At 75.0% G+C, this 18,362-nt stretch carries 17 protein-coding genes; 7 read left to right on the forward strand and 10 right to left on the reverse strand.

Annotated elements, in window-relative coordinates; translation table 11 throughout:
- The 7 genes from LCD33_RS08935 to LCD33_RS08965 all read right to left on the reverse strand — a co-directional run.
- A partial coding sequence (locus tag LCD33_RS08935; protein WP_224977716.1) for an ABC transporter ATP-binding protein occupies nucleotides 1–1,512 on the reverse strand: 1,512 nt, incomplete at its 3' end.
- The gene (locus tag LCD33_RS08940; protein WP_224956313.1) at nucleotides 1,509–2,309 is read right to left on the reverse strand and encodes an ABC transporter permease; all 801 of its coding nucleotides are present in this window, start codon (nucleotides 2,307–2,309) and stop codon (nucleotides 1,509–1,511) included. The genes LCD33_RS08935 and LCD33_RS08940, both read right to left, overlap by 4 nt.
- Nucleotides 2,309–3,352, reverse strand: a complete 1,044-nt coding sequence (locus tag LCD33_RS08945; protein WP_224956312.1) for an ABC transporter permease — start codon at nucleotides 3,350–3,352, stop codon at nucleotides 2,309–2,311. Before LCD33_RS08945 ends, LCD33_RS08940 begins: the two co-directional genes overlap by 1 nt.
- Nucleotides 3,352–4,899 (reverse strand): ABC transporter substrate-binding protein, encoded by a 1,548-nt coding sequence (locus tag LCD33_RS08950; RefSeq protein ID WP_224965847.1) that lies wholly within the window; start codon nucleotides 4,897–4,899, stop codon nucleotides 3,352–3,354. Before LCD33_RS08950 ends, LCD33_RS08945 begins: the two co-directional genes overlap by 1 nt.
- A gap of 118 nt (nucleotides 4,900–5,017) precedes the next feature.
- Nucleotides 5,018–5,716 (reverse strand): VOC family protein, encoded by a 699-nt coding sequence (locus LCD33_RS08955; protein WP_224965846.1) that lies wholly within the window; start codon nucleotides 5,714–5,716, stop codon nucleotides 5,018–5,020.
- Nucleotides 5,713–6,810: a Gfo/Idh/MocA family oxidoreductase gene (locus LCD33_RS08960; RefSeq protein ID WP_224965845.1), complete on the reverse strand. Its 1,098-nt coding sequence runs from the start codon at nucleotides 6,808–6,810 to the stop codon at nucleotides 5,713–5,715. The genes LCD33_RS08955 and LCD33_RS08960 overlap by 4 nt, the downstream gene beginning before the upstream one ends.
- Nucleotides 6,807–8,144, reverse strand: coding sequence for a salicylate synthase (locus tag LCD33_RS08965; RefSeq protein ID WP_224965844.1), 1,338 nt, complete (start codon nucleotides 8,142–8,144; stop codon nucleotides 6,807–6,809). Before LCD33_RS08965 ends, LCD33_RS08960 begins: the two co-directional genes overlap by 4 nt.
- 608 nt (nucleotides 8,145–8,752) lie before the next feature.
- On the opposite strand from LCD33_RS08965, the gene LCD33_RS08970 reads away from it, so the two are divergent.
- Nucleotides 8,753–10,171: an L-lactate permease gene (locus LCD33_RS08970; RefSeq protein ID WP_224977717.1), complete on the forward strand. Its 1,419-nt coding sequence runs from the start codon at nucleotides 8,753–8,755 to the stop codon at nucleotides 10,169–10,171.
- 135 nt (nucleotides 10,172–10,306) lie between these two features.
- Here the strand turns inward: LCD33_RS08970 and LCD33_RS08975 are convergent, their stop codons facing one another.
- Nucleotides 10,307–11,113 (reverse strand): cytochrome c biogenesis CcdA family protein, encoded by an 807-nt coding sequence (locus LCD33_RS08975; protein ID WP_224965842.1) that lies wholly within the window; start codon nucleotides 11,111–11,113, stop codon nucleotides 10,307–10,309.
- Between the two features lie 5 nt (nucleotides 11,114–11,118).
- Nucleotides 11,119–11,850, reverse strand: a complete 732-nt coding sequence (locus LCD33_RS08980; protein WP_224956304.1) for a thioredoxin domain-containing protein — start codon at nucleotides 11,848–11,850, stop codon at nucleotides 11,119–11,121.
- Between the two features lie 87 nt (nucleotides 11,851–11,937).
- Here LCD33_RS08980 and LCD33_RS08985 point away from each other — a divergent pair, with 87 nt between their 5' ends.
- Together LCD33_RS08985 and LCD33_RS08990 are read left to right on the forward strand one after the other, a co-directional pair.
- The gene (locus LCD33_RS08985; protein WP_224956303.1) at nucleotides 11,938–12,597 is read left to right on the forward strand and encodes a GntR family transcriptional regulator; all 660 of its coding nucleotides are present in this window, start codon (nucleotides 11,938–11,940) and stop codon (nucleotides 12,595–12,597) included.
- Between the two features lie 37 nt (nucleotides 12,598–12,634).
- The gene (locus LCD33_RS08990) at nucleotides 12,635–13,129 is read left to right on the forward strand and encodes a hypothetical protein (RefSeq protein WP_224965841.1); all 495 of its coding nucleotides are present in this window, start codon (nucleotides 12,635–12,637) and stop codon (nucleotides 13,127–13,129) included.
- Between the two features lie 83 nt (nucleotides 13,130–13,212).
- Here LCD33_RS08990 and LCD33_RS08995 read toward each other — a convergent pair whose 3' ends face one another.
- A complete protein-coding gene (locus tag LCD33_RS08995; RefSeq protein WP_224956301.1) occupies nucleotides 13,213–13,722 on the reverse strand; it encodes a GNAT family N-acetyltransferase in 510 nt (169 codons plus the stop codon).
- 79 nt (nucleotides 13,723–13,801) lie between these two features.
- Here LCD33_RS08995 and LCD33_RS09000 point away from each other — a divergent pair, with 79 nt between their 5' ends.
- The 4 genes from LCD33_RS09000 (at nucleotide 13,802) to LCD33_RS09015 (ending at nucleotide 18,293) form a co-directional block, all read left to right on the forward strand.
- Nucleotides 13,802–14,512, forward strand: a complete 711-nt coding sequence (locus LCD33_RS09000) for a GntR family transcriptional regulator (protein WP_224965861.1) — start codon at nucleotides 13,802–13,804, stop codon at nucleotides 14,510–14,512.
- Between the two features lie 96 nt (nucleotides 14,513–14,608).
- Nucleotides 14,609–15,514 carry a dihydrodipicolinate synthase family protein gene (locus LCD33_RS09005; RefSeq protein WP_224965840.1) on the forward strand — a complete coding sequence of 302 codons (906 nt, stop codon included), beginning with the start codon at nucleotides 14,609–14,611 and terminating at the stop codon, nucleotides 15,512–15,514.
- On the forward strand, nucleotides 15,511–17,031 hold the full coding sequence (locus LCD33_RS09010) for an aldehyde dehydrogenase family protein (RefSeq protein WP_224956297.1): 1,521 nt from the start codon (nucleotides 15,511–15,513) through the stop codon (nucleotides 17,029–17,031). Before LCD33_RS09005 ends, LCD33_RS09010 begins: the two co-directional genes overlap by 4 nt.
- A gap of 77 nt (nucleotides 17,032–17,108) precedes the next feature.
- A complete protein-coding gene (locus LCD33_RS09015; RefSeq protein ID WP_224956295.1) occupies nucleotides 17,109–18,293 on the forward strand; it encodes an enolase C-terminal domain-like protein in 1,185 nt (394 codons plus the stop codon).
- Nucleotides 18,294–18,362 lie beyond the last annotated feature (69 nt).

The following is an 18,362-nucleotide window of genomic DNA, read 5'->3' on the forward strand; positions in this document are numbered from 1 at the left end:
GGGGGGGCCCCGCCCCCGGGGGGGGGGGCCCCCGGGCGGGGGGCCCCCCGGGGGGGGGGGGGCCCGGGGGGGGGCGGCCCCCCCGGCGGCGAGCACGAGCACCCGGCCCGACCGGCGCGCCGCGATCTCCGGGTCGTGGGTGATGAGCACGACGCCGAGCCGCAGCCGCTCGCGCAGCTCGTCCAGCAGGTCGAGCACCTCGTCGCGGGTGTCCGCGTCGAGCGCGGAGGTCACCTCGTCGCAGACCAGCACCTCCGGGCGGCCCGCCAGGGCGCGGGCCAGCGCGACCCGCTGGCGCTGGCCGCCGGAGAGCTCGCCGGGGAGCCGGTCGGCCAGGTCGGCGGGCAACCGGACCGCGTCCAGGAGCCGCCGGACCTCCGCCGCGCGTTCGCCCGCATCCCGCATCGAGCGCAGCAGCCGCAGCGGCCGGTCCAGCGCGGTGCGCACGTCCTGGCGCGGGTGCAGCGCGTCGGCCGGGTGCTGCGCCACCAGGGCGATCCCGGCGCGGCCCCGCCGGTCACGTCGCCGCACGTCCGGGTGCAGCGGTGCGCCGCGCAGGAGCAGTTCACCGGCCCCGGCGGGGTGCAGGCCGACGATCCGGCGGGCCAGGGTGCTCTTGCCCGCGCCCGAGACGCCCAGCACCGCGACGCAGTCGGATTCGCGCATGTCCAGGTCGACGCCGGCGAAGACCTCGCGCGACCCGTGGTGCGCGGCGAGCCCGCGCACCCGCAGCAGGTCGGCGCCCGCGGACGCCGGCGGGTGGAGCGGTGGTTCACCTCCGGCCCGGTCCGGGGTGTGCCGGGGCCGAGCCGGCACCGCACCGGTCCCGCCGGGCCGGGCGTCCGCCCCGGCCGGGACCACCGCGCCGTCCTCGACCGCCACGACCCGGTCCACCTGGGACCGCAGCGCCGCGACGTCGTGGCTGATCCACAGCAGCGCCACCCCGTCGTCCCGGGAGCGCGCGATCTCGGCGGCCACCTCGCGGCGCGCCAGCACGTCCAGCGCCGTGGTCGGTTCGTCCAGCACCAGCAGGCGCGGGCGCCGCGCGAGGGCGGCCGCCAGCACGACCCGCTGCTGCTGGCCGCCGGAGAGCTGGTGCGGGTAGCGCTCGGCGAGCGCGGCGTCCAGGCCGACCCGGTCCAGCAGCCCGGCGAGGTGCTCGGCGCGGCGCCGCCGCGGCACCGGGCCGGTGATGGTCAGCAGGGTGGAGCGGACCGTCGCGTACGGGTTCAGCGCGGCACCCGGGTCCTGCCCGACGTAACCGACGAGCCCGCCGCGCACCCCCGGCCCCGGCGCGGGCAGCACGTCCCGCCCGGCGACGAGGCTGCGGCCACCGTCGTGGCGCAGTCCGGGCCGCAGCGCGCCCAGCAGCGCGAGCGCCATCGTGGTCTTCCCGGAACCGGAGGCCCCGACCAGCCCGACGGCCTCACCGTCCATGATGGACAGATCGACGCCGCGGAGCACCGGGGCCCCGCCCGCGGAGACGCACAACCCGCGCAGTTCGGCGATCACGCGATCACGCTCCTGGCCCGGCGCCCCGCGCCGTCGGCGATGAAGTGGGTGCCGACCGCCAGCAACCCGATGCCCAGCACCGGCGCCAGCAGCGCCCACGGCTGCAACGACACCCCGGGCAGCGCCTCCACGATCAGCAGTCCCCAGTCCGAATCGGTCCCGCTCAGCCCGAGGAACCCGGCCGCGGCGGCCAGGTACACGGCGGAGACGAAGCGCAGCACCGCGTCGGCCAGCAGCGGACCGGCGACCAGCGGCAGCACTTCGCGGCCGAGCAGCCAGCCCCAGCCCTCACCGCGGGCGATCGCGGCCTCCAGGTGACCGCGCCCGAGCACCTGATCGGCGGCGGCGCGCGCCACCCGCGCGGTCAGCGGGGCGCCGGTGAGCACCACCGCCAGCACCAGCCCGGTGCGATCGGGCAGCGCGGTGAGCACCAGCAGCAGCACCAGGATCGGCGGCACCGCGGCCAGCACGTCCAGCGGTCGCAGCACCAGCGCCGCCGCCCAGCGCCGCGAGCCGGCGACGAGCGAGGCGAACAGCCCGGCCAGCGCACCCACCGCGGACCCGCCCAGCGCGGCGAGCGCGCTGGTCAGCAGCAGCGGCCTGCCGCCGTGCAACATCCGGGACAGCACGTCGCGCCCCAGGTGGTCGGTGCCGAGCAGCCCGACCGCGCCGGGCGCGGCGAACGGCGGCCCGACCGGCCTGCTCGGCGAGTGCGGGGCGAGTTCCGGGCCGAGCAGCACCAGCAGCAGCACCGCGGCGAACAGCACCCAGCCCAGCCGGATCGAGAGCGCGCGCATCACCGCACCGCCCCCGTCCGCAGCCGCGGTGTCAGCAGCACCACGGCGAGGTCGGCCAGCACCAGGGCCAGCAGCATCGCCGCGCCCAGCAGCAGCACCAGCGCCTGCACCACCGGCAGGTCCCCGGTCTGCACCGAGGAGACCAGCAGCTGCCCGATCCCCGGGTAGCCGACGATGTTCTCCACCAGCACCGCACCGCCGACGGACGCGACGGCGGTGATCAGCCACACCTGCACCGCCACCGGCAGCACCGCGGGCACCACCGCGCGGCGCAGCACGACCGAGCCGCGAACTCCGCTCAACCGCAGGAACTCCACCTGCGGTGAGTCCACTGCGGACACCGCGGCACCGCGGATCACCCGCGTCGCGTACGCCAATCCGGCCAGCAGCAGGCCGAGCACCGGCAGCACCAGCATCTCGGGCCGCAGCAGCGGATTCGTCCCCGCGGGCACCAGCGATACGGCGGGCAGCCAGCGCAGCGTCACCGCGAACAGCACGACGAGCCCGCCGGTCACCGCGAATTCCGGCACCGACACCAGCAGCAGCGCACCCGTGGAGATCGCCCGGTCCGCGGCGCGCCCGCGGCGCCACGCGGCGAGCACGCCCAGCAGCAGCGAGCACGGCACCAGCAGCACCCAGGCCAGCCCGGCCAGCAGCACCGAGTTCCCCACCCGGTCGGCCAGGAGTTCGCCGACCGGCCGCCCGGTCGCCGACGTCCCGAGGTCGCCGCGGACCAGCCCGGCGAGCCAGTCGCCGTAGCGCGCCGGCACCGGCCGGTCCAGCCCGAGGTGCGCGCGCACCTGCGCGATCCGTTCCGGACCGGAGGTGGCGCCCAGCCGCGCGGTGACCGGATCACCGGGCAGCAGGTCCACGCCGACGAACACGGCGAACGACAGCAGCACCAGCAGCAGCGCGCTGATCGCGAGGCGGCGCGGCAGCGCTCGCCAGCCCGCGCCGAGTTCGCGGCCCACCGGGCCGGTCCTGCCGAGGAGGCCGGATCCGCTCATCGGCCCCGGCCTGCCCACCAGGTCGGTTCCGCCCATCAGGCCAGCCCCGCTTTCCCGAAGTACGGGTACTTGGCCTGGTCCCGGATCTCCAGGCCGGCGACCTCCCGCCGGGCCATCCCGAGCACGTCGGCCAGCCCCCACACCACGGTGTTGCCGCGGTCGAACATCACGTCCTGCACGTCCTGCCAGGCGCGGGCGCGGTCCTGCTCGGCGGTGCTCGCCATCGCGCGCTCCAGCGCCGCCGCGAGCTCCGGGTCGGGCAGCGACAGCGACGGGATCCCGGCGAGGCGCCCGTAGGCCACGGCCAGCGGGTAGGTGCCGAGCGCGAAGGTCACCGAGTCGGCTTCGGCGATGGCCGAGCTCTCGAAGAACTCGGCGAGCCCGACCAGCTGGGCCTGCGCGTCGAGGCCGATCTCCCGCAGCTGCTCGACGAACAGCTGGGTGGCGGCGTTGTAGCCGTTCTCGTACTCGGCGGAGCGGGCCACGACCCGCGCGCCCGCCACGCCTGCTTCCCGCACCAGCTCGCGCGCCCGCCGCACGTCCCGCGGCAGCGGCGGCCGGTCGTCGAAGTGCGCGCTGCCCGCGCCGAACAGGTCGTTGCCGGGCACGCCGAAGCCGAGCAGCGCGGTGTCCACCAGCGCCTGCCGGTCGACGCCGAGGCGGACCGCTTCGCGCACCCGGGGGTCGTCGAACGGCGCCTTCGTCGCGTTGAGCACGAACGCGTAGCCGGTGCGCTGCCGCGGCCCGGCGGTGCGGATCTCCAGCTCGGCGCTCGGCGCCCCGGCGCGGGCCTGCACGAACGGGATGTCGCCCGCGTAGTCGGCCTGCCCGGCGGCGACCGCGTTCACCTTCGCCTGCTGGTCCGGCAGGCTCAGCAGCACCAGTTCGTCGACGGGCGCGGGTCCGTCCCAGTGGTCGTCGAAGCGGACGAGGCGGGTCTGCCTGCCGGGTTCGAACTCGGCGACGCGGAACGGGCCGGTGCCGACGGCCTCGTCGAAGGACGCCCCGGCGCGCACGATCTTCGCGGGGAACGCGGCCAGCAGCAGCGCCGGGTCGCCGATCGGCGTCGAGGTCGGCACCCGCACCGCGAGCCGGTCCAGCACTTCCGCCCCGGCGACGTCGAAGTAGGTGCCGAGCTCGCTCGGGTACGGCCGGTCCGGCGAGGTCATGTACCGCAGGCTGTGCACCACGTCGGCGGCGCTGAACGGCGATCCGTCGTGCCAGCGCACCCCGTCGCGCAGCCGGAGGGTGAACGAGCGCGCGTCGGCGGCGACCTCCAGCCCGAGGGCGAGCGCGGGTTCGGCCGCGCCGTCGTGCAGCACGAACAGCGTGTCGTAGACGGCGCCGCTGCGGACCAGGTCGACCGGTGCTCCGCCCGCGAACGGGTCGAGGCTCTCCGCGGCCCCGGCTCCGCCGAACGCGGCGCGCAGCACTCCCCCGCGGCGCGGCACCCGGCCCGCGTCCTCTGGGACCGGGCCGCTCCCGGCGGCACCGCTCGCGCAGCCCCCGAGCACCGCACCGGTTCCGGCGGCGCCGAGCGCGATCCCGGCGAGCCGGAACAGCTCGCGGCGAGAGCGGATCATGGGGTGCCTCCTGCTTTTCCCGGTCCGGCGCGCGGTGCGCCACCGGATCGACATCGATGATCGTTTTCAACTGGTTCGGACGTGCGGTCCCGCCGGAAGGGGCGGGGAGAGGGGCGCGCTAGCCGTCCGCGGGTGCCGCGCGCAGCACGGCGCCGTGCGTGAGCGCCGGATCCACGTCGTGGTCCAGCCCGGCGATCTCGATCGCCAGCACTCCGGTGACCGGTGCTTCCCGCACCCGGAAACCGGGGGCGTCGCCGACGAGGGCGCGGAACGCGGGCAGGTCCCGCGCCCGCACGCCCACCTCGACGGTGCGCAGCGCGGTGGCCCCGTTCGGGTGCGCCACGGCGGGCGGGTGCTGCGGCGGGTCGTACGGGGTGACCAGGAACGGCAGCCGGTCGTTGCGCGGGTAGGCGAAGGAGAACTCGGTGCGCGCCCCGTCCGGGCGCCGCCGCTTCCAGCGCACGGCGCGCCCGCTGGGCACCCCGGCTCGGGCGAGCGCGGCGAGGCGTCCGGCGAACCCGTCGCGAGGGGTCAGCACGGCGACGTCGCAGAAGCCCTCGGCCTGGCGCGCCCAGCGCACCATGCGCTTCCCCGCGCCGCGGCCGAAGAACAGCTCCAGCGGCAGCCGGAACCACCGCGCACCGCGCGGCGTGGTGAGCAGTTCGACGATCGGGCCGTCCGGGAACCACACGTGCGCGTGCAGCGCCCGTTCCTCGGCGGTGGCGAAGTCGACCTGGAACCCGGCGGCGCGGAAGTCCGCGACCGCGGCCGCGAGGTCGTCGACCCGCAGCAGCACGTGACTGCACCGGGCGCTCATCGGACCAGCTCCCGCCGGTCGACGACGGGTGGTTCCGCGGGCCGGACCACCTCGGGCATGCCGAGCTTCGCGGTGAGGTCGGCCCAGGCCGTCGCCACCGACAGCGCCCACTGCCCGGCGGCGGTGCGGCGGGCGGGTCGATCGATGTCCGCGCGCAACCGCAGCAGCGAGGCCCGCACCGCGCCGGGCCACAGCCGCGCGAACACGTCGTGGAAGGTGCCGGGCGCCTCCTGCAACACCGAGGTGCTGGGCACCGCGAGCCGTTCGGTGCCCGGCCCGGCGAGCACGAGCCTGCCGGTCTCGTCGCGCGGCGAGTGCAGCCGCGGGTTCCACAGCACCGGTCCGTGCGTGTCGGCCAGTTCCAGCACTCCCGCGTCGGTGCCGACCGAGATCCGGTGCAGCAGGTGCGAGTGGTTGTCCGGGTCGTCCGGGTGCACCTGGTTCTGCACCCGCAGCGTCACCGGCAGGCCACCGACCACGGCGTGCAGCGCGCGGAACGGTTGCGGTTGCGCCGCGAGCACCGCGAGCCGCTCGGGCACCGGATCGCAGTCGCCGAACGCCCACGGCCGCAGCGCGCCCGCGACCCGGCCGAGCACGTCGAGCAGCGGGAGCAGGACCTGGCTGTTGCAGGCGGCGTCGACGAACCGCAGCGGGTGCTCGGCGCGCAGCCGGGCCACCGCGTCCAGGAAGGTCCGCACCGGCTCGATGTCGTGGTAGAGCGTGTTCACCGCGTACGCGGCACCGCCGTCCCGGGCGGCCCGCAGGTTCTGCGCGATCTCCTCGGCGTGCACCGGGTGTTCCTGCAGCACGTGGGTGCCGCGGCGCAGGAACTCCCGCGCCAGCTCCGATCCGGTGCCGCCGGTGGCGCCGGAGCGCACCACGACGCAGACCACGTCCACGTCCGCGGGGACCTCGCTCGGGTCCGCGTAGGACGGGACGCCGCGCTCCGCGGCGAGCGCGCGGGAGAACGCGCTGCCCTGGGACAGGATTCCGGCCAGTTCGAAGGATTCCGGGTCCGAGCGCACCGCGTCCAGGTAGATCCGCCCGAACGCGGTGCCCGCGACCACGACCCGCAGCGGCCGCGCCCCGGTCACGGGGTCACCGCCGGTTCCGCGGCGGGCACCAGGTGGCGGCAGACGCTGCGCAGCTTCTCGCGGGTCTCCTCCAGCTCCCGGTCCGGGTCGGAGTCCGCGACCACGCCCGCACCCGCGCGCAGCCAGGTGCGGCCGTCCTTGCGGTAGACGCTGCGCAGCACCAGGGCCGCGTCCAGCTCGTCGCCGTCCACGGCGACGACCGCGCCGCTGTAGAGGCCGCGTTCCTCGCGTTCCAGCCGCCGGATCAGCGCCCCGGCCGGTTCCTTGGGGATGCCGGAGGCCGTGACGGCGGGGAACAGCGCGGCCAGCGCGTCCCACGCGTCGGCCTCGGCGCGCAGCACGCCGCTGAGCTCGGAGGCCAGGTGCTGCACGCTGCCGCGCTCCTCCACGTGCATGAACTCCGCGACGCGCACCGAGCCGGGCGCGCACACGCCGTCGAGCTCCTGCGCCGCGAGCCGCACCGAGATCGCGTGCTCGTAGACCTCCTTGGCGTCCCGGTAGAGCTCGGCGCGCAACGCACCGTCCACTTCGGAATCTCCTGCCAGCGCGCGGGTTCCGGCCAGCGGTTGCGTGGTGACGACGCGGCCGGGACCGACCTTCGCGACGATCTCCGGGCTGTACCCGGCCGCCTCCCAGCCGCCGAGGCGGAGCAGGAACGAGCGCGCCGGGGTGTTCGCGCGGCGCCCGGCGAGGTAGGTGGCGGCGAGGTCGATCTCGCCGGGCACCGGGACCGGGCGGGACAGGATCACCTTGTCCAGCCGGCCGGCGCGGATCTCGGCGACCGCGTCGCGGACGCCCGCGCGGTACTCCTCGGCGCCGTGCTCCAGCAGGTCGGCGTCCGCCGGGACGGGCTCGGCCGCGGTCGCCGCCCGCAACCTCCGCTCGAGCCGGTCGAGATCGGTGGCGTCGGCGGCGCGCAGCAGCGCGGTCCCGCCGTCGACGACGACCTCCCGCTCCGGCACCAGGAACCAGGCGAGCACGTCCTCGGCGGCGACCGCGTCGCGGTGGGCCTGCGAGAGCTCGAAGCTGACCCAGCCGCACGCCCGCGGCCCGCCCGGCGCCTCCGCTCCGCCGAGCGAGCGCAGCGCGTCGCCCGCCGCGGCGAGCGGGTGCGTCCGCAGCGGGAACTCGGTGCGCCGCGCACCGTGCACGAGGGTCGCGCCGGTCGCGCGGACCTGGACTTCGGCCTGCCGCCCCTCGGCCCACCGGATCGCACCGCCGTGCTCGTAGAGCACGTGCTGGTCGGCCGACTCCGCGCAGAGCCCGGCGGTCGCGGCGAGCGCGTCGCCGTCGAACTGGATGCGGCGTTCCACCGCACCGCCAACGGAGGTCATCTGATCGTCTCCCACTTTCCCGTGCTTGATCGCGATCGCGCACGGCCCCAGTTGCGGGTGGCACCGATCGGCGCCACCCGGCTTAGTGAATCCACGGCGCACGGATCACGGTCCGTCACGCCATCCCAGTCAACTTAGGTTAGGCTAACTAGAGTTGATCGCGCCCGCAAGCGCACTCCGCCTCATCGCCGCACCGTGCGCGACCACCATCTAAGACGCTGTTGAAAATGATTGTCAATGCGATTAGTGCTGAGTGTTGCAGCACAGGAGCCCATGGACTGATCGGAGTAGCGGAATATCGAGCATCGGGCGCAACGATCGCGTGACGCGGCTCTCGAAGATCCGCCGACCACCCGACCGGACGCCGAGCGATCACCCGAAGTGACCAGGGGCTCGACCGGCCGGGCCCGGTGGCGCGATCGCCCGCTGTGGACGATGCGGGCGGAATCCCGCCGCAGCGGTGAGATCGGCGGCACCGGATGCCACCGCACCGCGGAACATCGGTAGTTTTCCCGCGAGGAGCCGTTCCGCACCCCAGCGGAACCCGGCCCCCGGAAGGCCGGGAACGCGCCCGGCCGGCCCCACCGCCGACCCGCCCCGGACGTGCCATGCCGATGCTCCTCGCCGCCGCCGCGCCCATCCTCGTCGTGCTGCTCCTGCTGGCGGTGCGGATCCCGTCGCTGTGGGCCGGAGCCACCGGGCTGGTCGTCGCCGTCCTCGCCGCGGCGCTCGCGTTCCCCCTCGACGCGGCCGGGATGGCGGCTTCGGCGCGGGACATGGCGCCCACCGTCGTCGAGGTCGCCGTGATCCTGCTCGGCGGCGTCGGGCTAGCGGAGGCCATGCGGCGCGGCGGTGCGCAGGACCGGATCGCCGACTGGCTCGACGGCGCCGAACGCGGCGCGGACCGGACGGTCACCCTGCTGCTGCTGGTGTTCGGGCTGACGCCGTTCATGGAATCCGTCACCGGGTTCGGCCTCGGCGTGGTGATCACCGCTCCCCTGCTGGTCCGGCTCGGGCTGCCCCCGGTGAAGGCGGTGGTCTCCGGACTGCTCGGGCTGGTGCTGGTGCCGTGGGGCTCCCTCGGCCCCGGCACGCTGGTCGCCGCGCAGCTCGGCGGGGTCGGATCAGGGGAGCTCGGCCTGTGGTCGGCGCTGCTGACGCTGCCGGTCCTGGTCGTGGCCGCGAGCGCCGTGCTCGCCCTCGACGTCGGCCGCCCGGCGCCGCGGCAGCTGCTGCTGGCGGCCGCGGTGGTGCTCGTGGAGTGGGTGGCGCTGATCGCGGTGAACCTGGTGCTGTTCCCGCCCGCGGGCGCGCTGGCCTCGGCGGTGGTGGTCGCGGGACTGCTCGCGCTGACCCGCGCCGCGAACGGCCCGCTGCCCGCGGTGGACCGGGCGCTCGCGCTCGCGCTGCTGCCGTACTTCGTGCTGGTCGGCGGCATCTTCGCCGCCACCGGGGTGCTGGCGCTGCTCGGCGCGAGCGGTCCGGCCGCGGTGCTGGCGAATCCGGCGGTGTGGCTGCTGATCGCCGCGGCCGTCGCCGTCGCCGCGCTCGACGTCCCGGCAGCGGACCGGTGGCGGGTGATCGGCTCCGCCGTGCGCCGGTGGGTGCCGATCGCGGGCGGCGCCGTGCTGTTCATGGTGCTCGGCATCGTCATGGCCGCCACCGGCATGGCCGAGCACCTGGCGGCCTCGGCCGCGCGCGCCGGGTACGGGTTCGTCGCCGCGATCCCCGCGATCGGGGCGTTCGGCGGCTACCTCACCGGGTCCAACACCGGGGCGGCGGCGATGTTCTCGGCCGCCACCGCGACCGCGTCCGCCGGGCTGGGGGCGACGCCGCTGATCGCGCTGGCGGGGCAGAACGTGGCGGGTTCGTTCGCGATCATCGCGTCCCCGCCGCGGATCGCGCTGGCCGCCGCCGTCGCCTTGCCGCCGGGGGAACGGCTGCCCGGTTCGGCGCAGCGCGTCCTCGCCGGAGCCGCCGCCACGTCCGCGGTGCTGCTCGGAGCCCTCACCCTCCTCCTCGCCTGACCACGCCGTCGATCCGCTCCTGCCGCCCGGTGCGGGGAACCCCACCGCCCGCCGTCGAACCCGACCGGGCGTGCACGTCGTACAAGACGGGCGGTGAGTTCCGCCGCGCCAGTGCGACGCGGCAGAAGTGGAAGGTCAGCCGGCTCGGTTCCTGCGGTGCAGCACGAACCAGGCGGAGCCGGCCACGACCAGCACGACCAGCACCACCGCCCAGTCGGGAACGGCCCCGGACAGCTCCAGCACCCGGCCTTCGAGCCGCGCCTGGTCGGAGGCGCCGAGCACGCCGCCCACGCTCGTCGTCCCCCGGGTGACCAGCATCAGCACCCCGACGGCCGCGGTCAGCGCCCCGCCGACCACACCGGTCCAGGTGTTCTCCCAGCGCCCGATCCGCACCTGCCGCGGGCGCACCAGGCCGCGCACGAACGGCAACCGGTCCCACAGCAGGCTCAGCACCAGCAGCGGCAGCGCCATCCCGGCGGCGAACACCAGCAGCACGACCCCGCCGCGCAGCGCGTTCCCGGACACCGCGGCGAACGTCAGCACCGCCCCGAGCAGCGGTCCGGCGCACACCCCGGCCAGCCCGTAGATCGTGCCGAGCGCGTACACCGAGGCCGTCGAGGTGCCCGCCGAGCGCTGCGTCCTGCTCAGCATCGGCAGCGGCACGTCCAGCAGCATCAGCACCCCGAGCACGATCACCACGACGGCCGCCACGCCGACGAAGGCGTCCCGGTACTCGTTCACGAACGCGCCGAGCGTCCCGGCCAGCACGCCCAGCGGCACCAGCGTGGTGATCAGCCCGAGGTAGAACACCCCGGTGCGCGCGAGCAGCGCGCCGGGTGCGGTGAAGGCGTAGGAGAAGAAGGCTGGCAGCAGCATCACCGAGCACGGGCTCAGCAGGGTCAGCACCCCGCCGACGAACGCGCCGAGCAGTCCGAGTTCCACGCGCTCTACTCCCCGCCGGCGAGCGCGGCGTCCACGAACTCGCGGAAGTTCTCGATCGGCTGCGCCCCGGAGAGCGCCGAGTTGCCGATGGCGAAGAACGGGACGCTGTTCACGCCGAGGCGTTGCGCGTCACCGGTGCTCTGCCGCACCGCCTCCAGCAGCCGCGGGTCGTCGAGGTCGGCGGTGAACTTCGCGAGGTCGGGCACGCCGATCTCCTCCGCGAACCCGATCAGCCGGTCGCGCGGGAGGTCGGGGTGCCCGGATTCGGGGGCGGCCCGGTACACGGCGCCGAGGTATTCGGGGAACATGCCTTGGTTCCCCGCGGCGCGGGCGGCGACGGCGGCGGTGGCCGACTGCTCGCCGAAGAAGGAGACGTCGCGGATCTCGATGCGCAGCTTCCCCGAGTCCACGTACTCGCGGACGAGCGCGGGCAGCGTGTCCCGGTTGAACACGGCGCAGTACGGGCAGCGCAGGTCGGTCCACTCGACCAGCACCACCGGGGCGTCGGCGCCGCCGATGGCCATCGGGTCGTGCGGGTCGCGCAGCTCGACGCCCACCTGCTGCGGCGGGGAGGCCGCACCGCCGTCGGCGCTCGGCGCGGGCTGCCCGGTGGAGAGCTGGGCGGCCACCACCACGAGCAGGAACGCGGACAGGGCCGCGAGCACGACGTTGATGATCTTGGAACGGCGGTACTTCGCCTCCAGATCGTCCGGGCGATCGGCGGGTCGATTCGTCACCGAACTAGGATACATGTTGCATCCCAACGGCTCGCGGGCCTGCTTGGGAGGATGGAGCGATCGGGGGCGACGACGAGAGGCGGCACGATGGCCAGGACCACGCTCGACGAGGGCTCCGCGAACGAGCGCTCCTACCGGCACGTCCGGCAGGGCATCCTCACCGGGCGCTTCCCCGGCGGCACGATGCTCAGCGAGGCGACGCTCGCCGCCGAGCTGGCGGTGAGCCGCACGCCCGTGCGGGCCGCGCTGGTCCGGCTCCAGGAGGAGGGCTGGGTGACGATCTACCCCAAGCGCGGCGCCCTCGTGCAGACCCTCAGCGACCGCGCCGTCCGCGAACTCGCCGAAGCCAAGGCGATGCTCGAATCGGGCGCGGTGCGCGCCGCCCGCCCGCGCGCGCTCACCGCGCTCGCCGTCGAGATGCGCCCGGATCTGCTGCGGCAGCGGGAAGTCCTCGACGCCGGGGACCTGACCGCGTTCGTGGAGCTGAGCATCGCGTTCCACCGGTCCTTCATCGCGGCCGCGGGCAACGAGGTGGTGCTGGAGCTCTACGACCGGCTCGCCGATCGGCAACGCTTCCTGCTGTTCAGCTACGGGCGGCGGCTGCTGGACCGCGCCGCCGCGATCGTCGAGGAGCACGGGCTGCTGCTGGACGCCGCCGCCTCGGGGGACGGCGACGCGTTCGCGGCGACCCTGCGCGACCACCTCACCAAGAGCTACGGCGACGCCACCGACCCGCGCTCGTCGTGAGCACCCCCACCGCACGACCCGGAACCGAGGAGGGCGCGTGACCGCAGCCGATCCGATGTGGACGCTCCGGCGCCCGACGAGCGAGAAGTGGCGCACGCACGGCCCGGACGTGCTGCCGATGTTCGTCGCCGAGATGGATTTCCCGCTCGCACCCGCGATCAAGTCCGCGCTGCTGGCCGCGGTGGAGGCGGGCGACACCGGCTACGTCGACCCGCACGACACCCGGGCCGCCGAGGCCTTCGCCTCCTACGCGGCCGACACCTGGGACTGGGAACCCGCACCGGAGCGGATGAGCTGCACCACCGACGTCAGCGTCGTCATCGTCGAATCGTTGCGGCGCCTCATCTCGCCCGGCGACGGCGTGATCGTCAACCCGCCGATCTACCCGCCGTTCTTCGACCTGGTGCCGGAAGCCGGCGGCTCGGTGGTGGAGGTGCCGCTGCGCGACGACGGCGAACGTTACGAGCTCGACCCCGGAGACCGTGGTCGAGGCCGTCGACCGACTCGCCCGCGCGAACCGCTGAACCGCTAGTCCACAAAGGACAGGTGGTCGCAGGTCGGCCGAGCCCGTCCACTGCGGACTGGACGACCATCGCTACCGGAGACCGCGGCGGATCAGAGCTCGCGCTGGAACCAGTGCTCGTCCCGGAAGTCCCCGGGCGCCACCTGGAGCGCGGCCGGGAAGCGGCCGACCTCGGCCCAGCCCTGGCGGCGGTAGAACTCGGGCAGGTGGGTGCCGCCGCGGGTGGCGAGCACGAGCTGCCGGAAACCGAGGTCGCGGGCGCGCTCGACCGCACGGGCCAGCAGACGGCGCCCGATCCCGCCGCGCTGCCACCCGGGGTGCACGATCAGCTTCCGCACCTCCGCCCGGTGGCGGAACACCTGCCCTTCCTTCCCGCGGACCAGCACCATCCCCACCAGGAGCCCGCCGTCGCGTTCGACCAGCAGCTCCTGCCGCCCGGATCCGACGTCGCGCAGTTCTCCTGCCGCCGCCTCCGCGATGAGTTCCGCGGGGGCGTCCACGGGGAATCCGATGGCGCCGCCTGCGCGCACCACGGCCCGCCACAGGTCGGCGACCTCGGTCGTCGTGGGGAGCTCCGCCCGCCCACTGCTTGACCTCGCCATGACACCACCCTACAGTCCCTCGTATCTCATATATGACGTACGAAGGAGCAGCGTGATGGCCGAGAGCTCACCGGACGCGATGGCGGCCTTCCGGCTGTCGCTCGCCGACGCGGAGGTGGATCCGCTGGCGAACCGGACCGACCGGGCGCTGTCGACCATCAAGCGGGGCATCCTCACCAACCGGCTGCGGCCCGGCCAGCAGCTGGTCGAAGCCGACATCGCCGAAGTCCTCGGCATGTCCAAGACCCCCGTGCGCGAGGCGCTGAAGACGCTGGTCGGCACCGGCCTCGTCGCGTTCAGCCGGTTCAAGGGAGCCATCGTCCGCGAACTCGACGCCGACGAGGCCGCCGCGATCTACGACCTGCGGCTGCTGCTGGAACCCGAAGCGGCGCGCCGGGCCGTGACCGCAGGCTTCGACCCGGGCCCGGCCGGCGTCGCGCTGGACCGCGCGGTGGCCGCGGGCGAAGCCGGGGACAACGCGGGAATGAGCCTCGCCAACCGCGAGTTCCACCGCCACCTCTACGCGGGCTGCGGGAACGCGCTCCTCGTGGACACCCTCGACGGGCTCAAGGACCAGACCGCGCTGGTCAGCGTCTCCGGCTGGCGCACGGCGGGCGGGTGGCGGACCGAAGCCGACGAGCACCGCGGCATCCTCGACGCCGCCGAACGCGGCGACGCCGACGCGGTCGCCACCGCACTGCGCGCCCACATCGCCGAGTTCGTCGAGCGCGTCATGCCGTACCTCACCGGCGCGGCCGAACTCGCGGACGGTGACACCGCCGCGGGCTGACCGCCACCCCCGCACATCCGACACCACCACCGCGCAGCGACATCCGGCTGCGCGGGCGATCAACGACGTCCTCACCCGACTCCTCCGAGGAGAAGCATGGAACTCGACGAGATCAGGCGCCGGCTCGCCGACGTCATCGCGATCACCCCGACCCCGTTCACCGCGGACGGCACCATCGACGTGCCGAACACCGAACGCGCGGTGGAACGGCTGCTCGACGGCGGCGTGCGGGTGCTCACCGTCAACGGCAACACCGGCGAGTTCTACACGCTCTCGCCCGCCGAGACGCGCGCCCTGGCCGACCTCACCGCCGCGGCCGCCCGGCCGGACACGCTGCTCATCGCCGGAGTCGGATTCGACGCGGCCACCGCGATCGACTCCGCCCGCTACGCGCGGGATCGCGGGGCCGCCGCGGTGATGGTGCACCAGCCGGTGCACCCCTACGTCTCCCGGCAAGGCTGGATCGACTACCACCGGGCCATCGCCTCCGCGGTCCCCGACCTCGGGGTGCTGCCGTACGTGCGGACGCCGCGGATCGAGGCGGCCGACTTCACCGCGCTCGCCGACGCCTGCCCGAACGTCGTCGGCGTCAAGTACGCGCTGCCCGACCCGACCCGGTTCGCCGCGGTGGCGCGGGTCGCCGGGATCGACCGGTTCACCTGGATCGCGGGCCTCGCCGAACTGTCCGCCCCCGCCTACGCGGCGGTCGGCGCGACCGGTTTCACCTCCGGGCTCGCCACCATCGCCCCGGACCTCTCGCTGCGGATGCAGGCCGCACTGTCCACAGGGGACTTCACGGCGGCGATGCGGGTGTGGGACCAGGTGCGGGAGTTCGAAGAACTGCGCGCGGCGGACGCCGGTGCCGACAACGTCAGCGTGATCAAGGAGGCGCTGCACCAGATCGGCCTCGGCAGACCCGACGTGCGTCCACCCGCCTCCCGGATCGAACCGGCGGCGCGGGAAGCGGTCGCGAAGATCCTCGCCAGCTGGGACGTCCGATGAGCGCGGCGGCGGGCGCGCACCCGCTGCCCAGCATCGACCCGCGCACCGGCGAGGCCACCCGCACCGACCTGCTGCCGACCGGCACCGCCGAGGTCGCGGCGCACTGCGCCCGCGCCGCCACGGCCACCGAGGAGCTGGAGCGGATCGGCCGCGCCGGGCGAGCCGCCGTGCTGCGCGCCATGGCCGACGACCTGGAAGCCGCCCGCGAGGAGGTGGTCGCCACCGCCGACCGGGAGACCGCGCTCGGACGCCCGCGACTGGACGGGGAGCTGAACCGGACCGCCTACCAGCTGCGGTTCTTCGCCGAGGTCATCGAGGACGGCGCCTACCTGGAGGCCGTCGTCGACCATCCCGGGGACACGCCGATGGGCCCGCGCCCGGACCTGCGCCGGATGCTGGTGCCGACCGGGCCGGTCGCCGTGTTCGGCGCCAGCAACTTCCCGCTCGCCTTCTCGGTGCCCGGCGGGGACACCGCGGCCGCGCTCGCCGCGGGCTGCGCCGTCGTGGTCAAGGCGCACGGCAGCCACCCGCTCACCTCCGCGCTGTGCGGGCGGATCCTCGCCGCCGCCGCGGCCCGCGCGGGCGCCCCGGACGGCACGATCTCCGTGGTGTTCGGTCGCGAAGCCGGGACGGCGCTGGTCACCGATCCGGCGATCACCGCGGTCTCCTTCACCGGTGGGCACGCCGGGGCCACCGCGCTGCGCGGGCTGATCGCGCGGCGCCCGGACCCGATCCCGTTCTTCGGGGAGCTGGGCAGCGTGAACCCGCTGGTGGTGACCGCGGCTGCGGCCGCCGAGCGCGCGGCGGAGATCGGGCGCGGCCTGGTCGGCTCGTTCACCTTGGGCGGCGGGCAGTTCTGCACCAAACCCGGTCTCGTGCTGGTTCCCGCCGGGCCCGACGGCGACCGGCTCGTCGACGCCGCCACCGCCGCCCTCGCCGAGGTGCCCGCTCCGGCACTGCTCAACGCGGGCATCGCCGAGTCCTACGCGGCCGGGGTCGCCGCGCTCGGCGGACGCCACCTGATCACCGCCACCGCCGAACCCGGCGCGGGCTTCGAGGTGCGGCCGACCGCGGTGCTGGTCGACGCCGACGACCTCGACGCCGCGCTGTTGGAGGAGCTGTTCGGGCCGATCGCGGTCCTCGTGCGGTACGCCCCCGAGCAGCTGACCGGCCTGCTCGACCGGCTGCCCGGCTCGCTCGTCGCCACCGTGCACGGGGGCGCCGCCGACGACCCCGAACGCGACCGCGCCGTCGCGGCCCTGCGCGGCCGCACCGGACGGCTGCTCTTCGACGGCTATCCCACCGGCGTCGCTGTCGCGTGGGCCCAGCAGCACGGCGGGCCGTGGCCCGCCACCGACACCCAGCACACCTCCGTGGGTGCCACCGCGATCCGCCGGTTCCTGCGCCCGATCGCCTGGCAGAACGCGCCCGAGGCGTCGCTGCCACCGGAACTGCGGGACGGGCCCTCCCCCGTTCCCCGCCGCGTCGACGGGATCGCGGTTCCGGCCACCCCGTGACGCCCACCGCACCACCCGCGCGCCGGTCGCGCCGCCGCAGCACGAGCCCGAAGACGGGCGCTGAGAGGAGATCCACCGTGAGCACGCTGATCGACAAGGTCGAGGTCGTCCAGTTCGACGTCGACACCCCCGGCTACACCCGCACCTTCGACGTCGACGCCCGCGCCGGTTCCTGGTACCACCAGCCCGGCGTGGTCGGGAAGCGCGGCGTGCTGCTGGTCCGGGTGCACACCACCGACGGGCACGTCGGCGAGTACGCCAACCACGCCGTGAACGGGTCAGCCCAGCAGGCCGCCGACGTCGCCCGGGTCGCCATCGGGCGGCCGTGGCACGCCCGCGAGCGCATCCTGCGGGCCGGGCGCAGGCTGTCCCGGCCCGCGCACTCCTACGGGCTGTGCTTCCTGGACAACGCGCTGTGGGACCTGGCGGGCAAGGTGTACGGCGCCTCGCTGACCGAACTGCTCGGCGGCGGGCGGGAACGCATCCGCGCCTACGCCTCCAGCGTCAACGGCGACCGCGTCGGCAGCCTCTCCGACAAGGAATCGGTGGTGGCGTTCTTCGCCGAGCTGCGCGAACTCGGCTGGACCGGCTTCAAGATGCACAGCTGGCACGAGGGCGACAAGTGGGAGGAGGCCGAGAACGTCGCGCACCTGCGCGAGCACCTGGGCGAGCGGACCGAGCTGATGCTCGACCCGGCGTGCGTGTTCGACTCGCTCTCCGACGCCATCTTCGTCGGAAAGGCCTGCCAGGACGCGGGATTCCGCTGGTACGAGGACCCGATGCGGCCGCTGGGCATCGGCGCGTTCGCGCACCGCAAGCTCCGCGAGGCGCTGGACATCCCGATCCTGCAGACCGAGCACGTCGCCGGGCCCGAGGCGAAGGCCGACTTCCTGCTCGCGGGCGGCACCGACCTGCTGCGCGTCGACTCGCACTTCGACCTCGGCATCACCGGATGCCTGAAGACCATCAAGTTCGCCGAATCCCTCGGCGTCAACGTGGAGGTGCACGGGCCCAGCCCGATCCACCGGCACCTGGTCGCGTCCATGCAGGCCACCTCGATGTACGAGGTCGCGAACGTGTCGCCGCAGCTGGCCGACCCGTCCCCGGAGATCTACACCTGCGGCTACACCGACGCGTACACCTCCATCGGCGCGGACGGCACGCTGCCCGTCCCGACCGGACCCGGCATCGGCGTCAGCTACGACGCGGACCTGATCGCGAGGCGCACCACCGCCAGCGTCACCGTCACCGACCAGGCCTGAGCCGCCCGTCCCCGACGAACCTCCCCAGGTGGACGGCCCAGCGGGCCGCCGGGACGGGGCCGATGGGCC

The organism is Saccharopolyspora sp. 7B, from assembly GCF_020177435.1.
GTDB classification, from domain to species: Bacteria; Actinomycetota; Actinomycetes; order Mycobacteriales; family Pseudonocardiaceae; genus Saccharopolyspora_C; species Saccharopolyspora_C gregorii.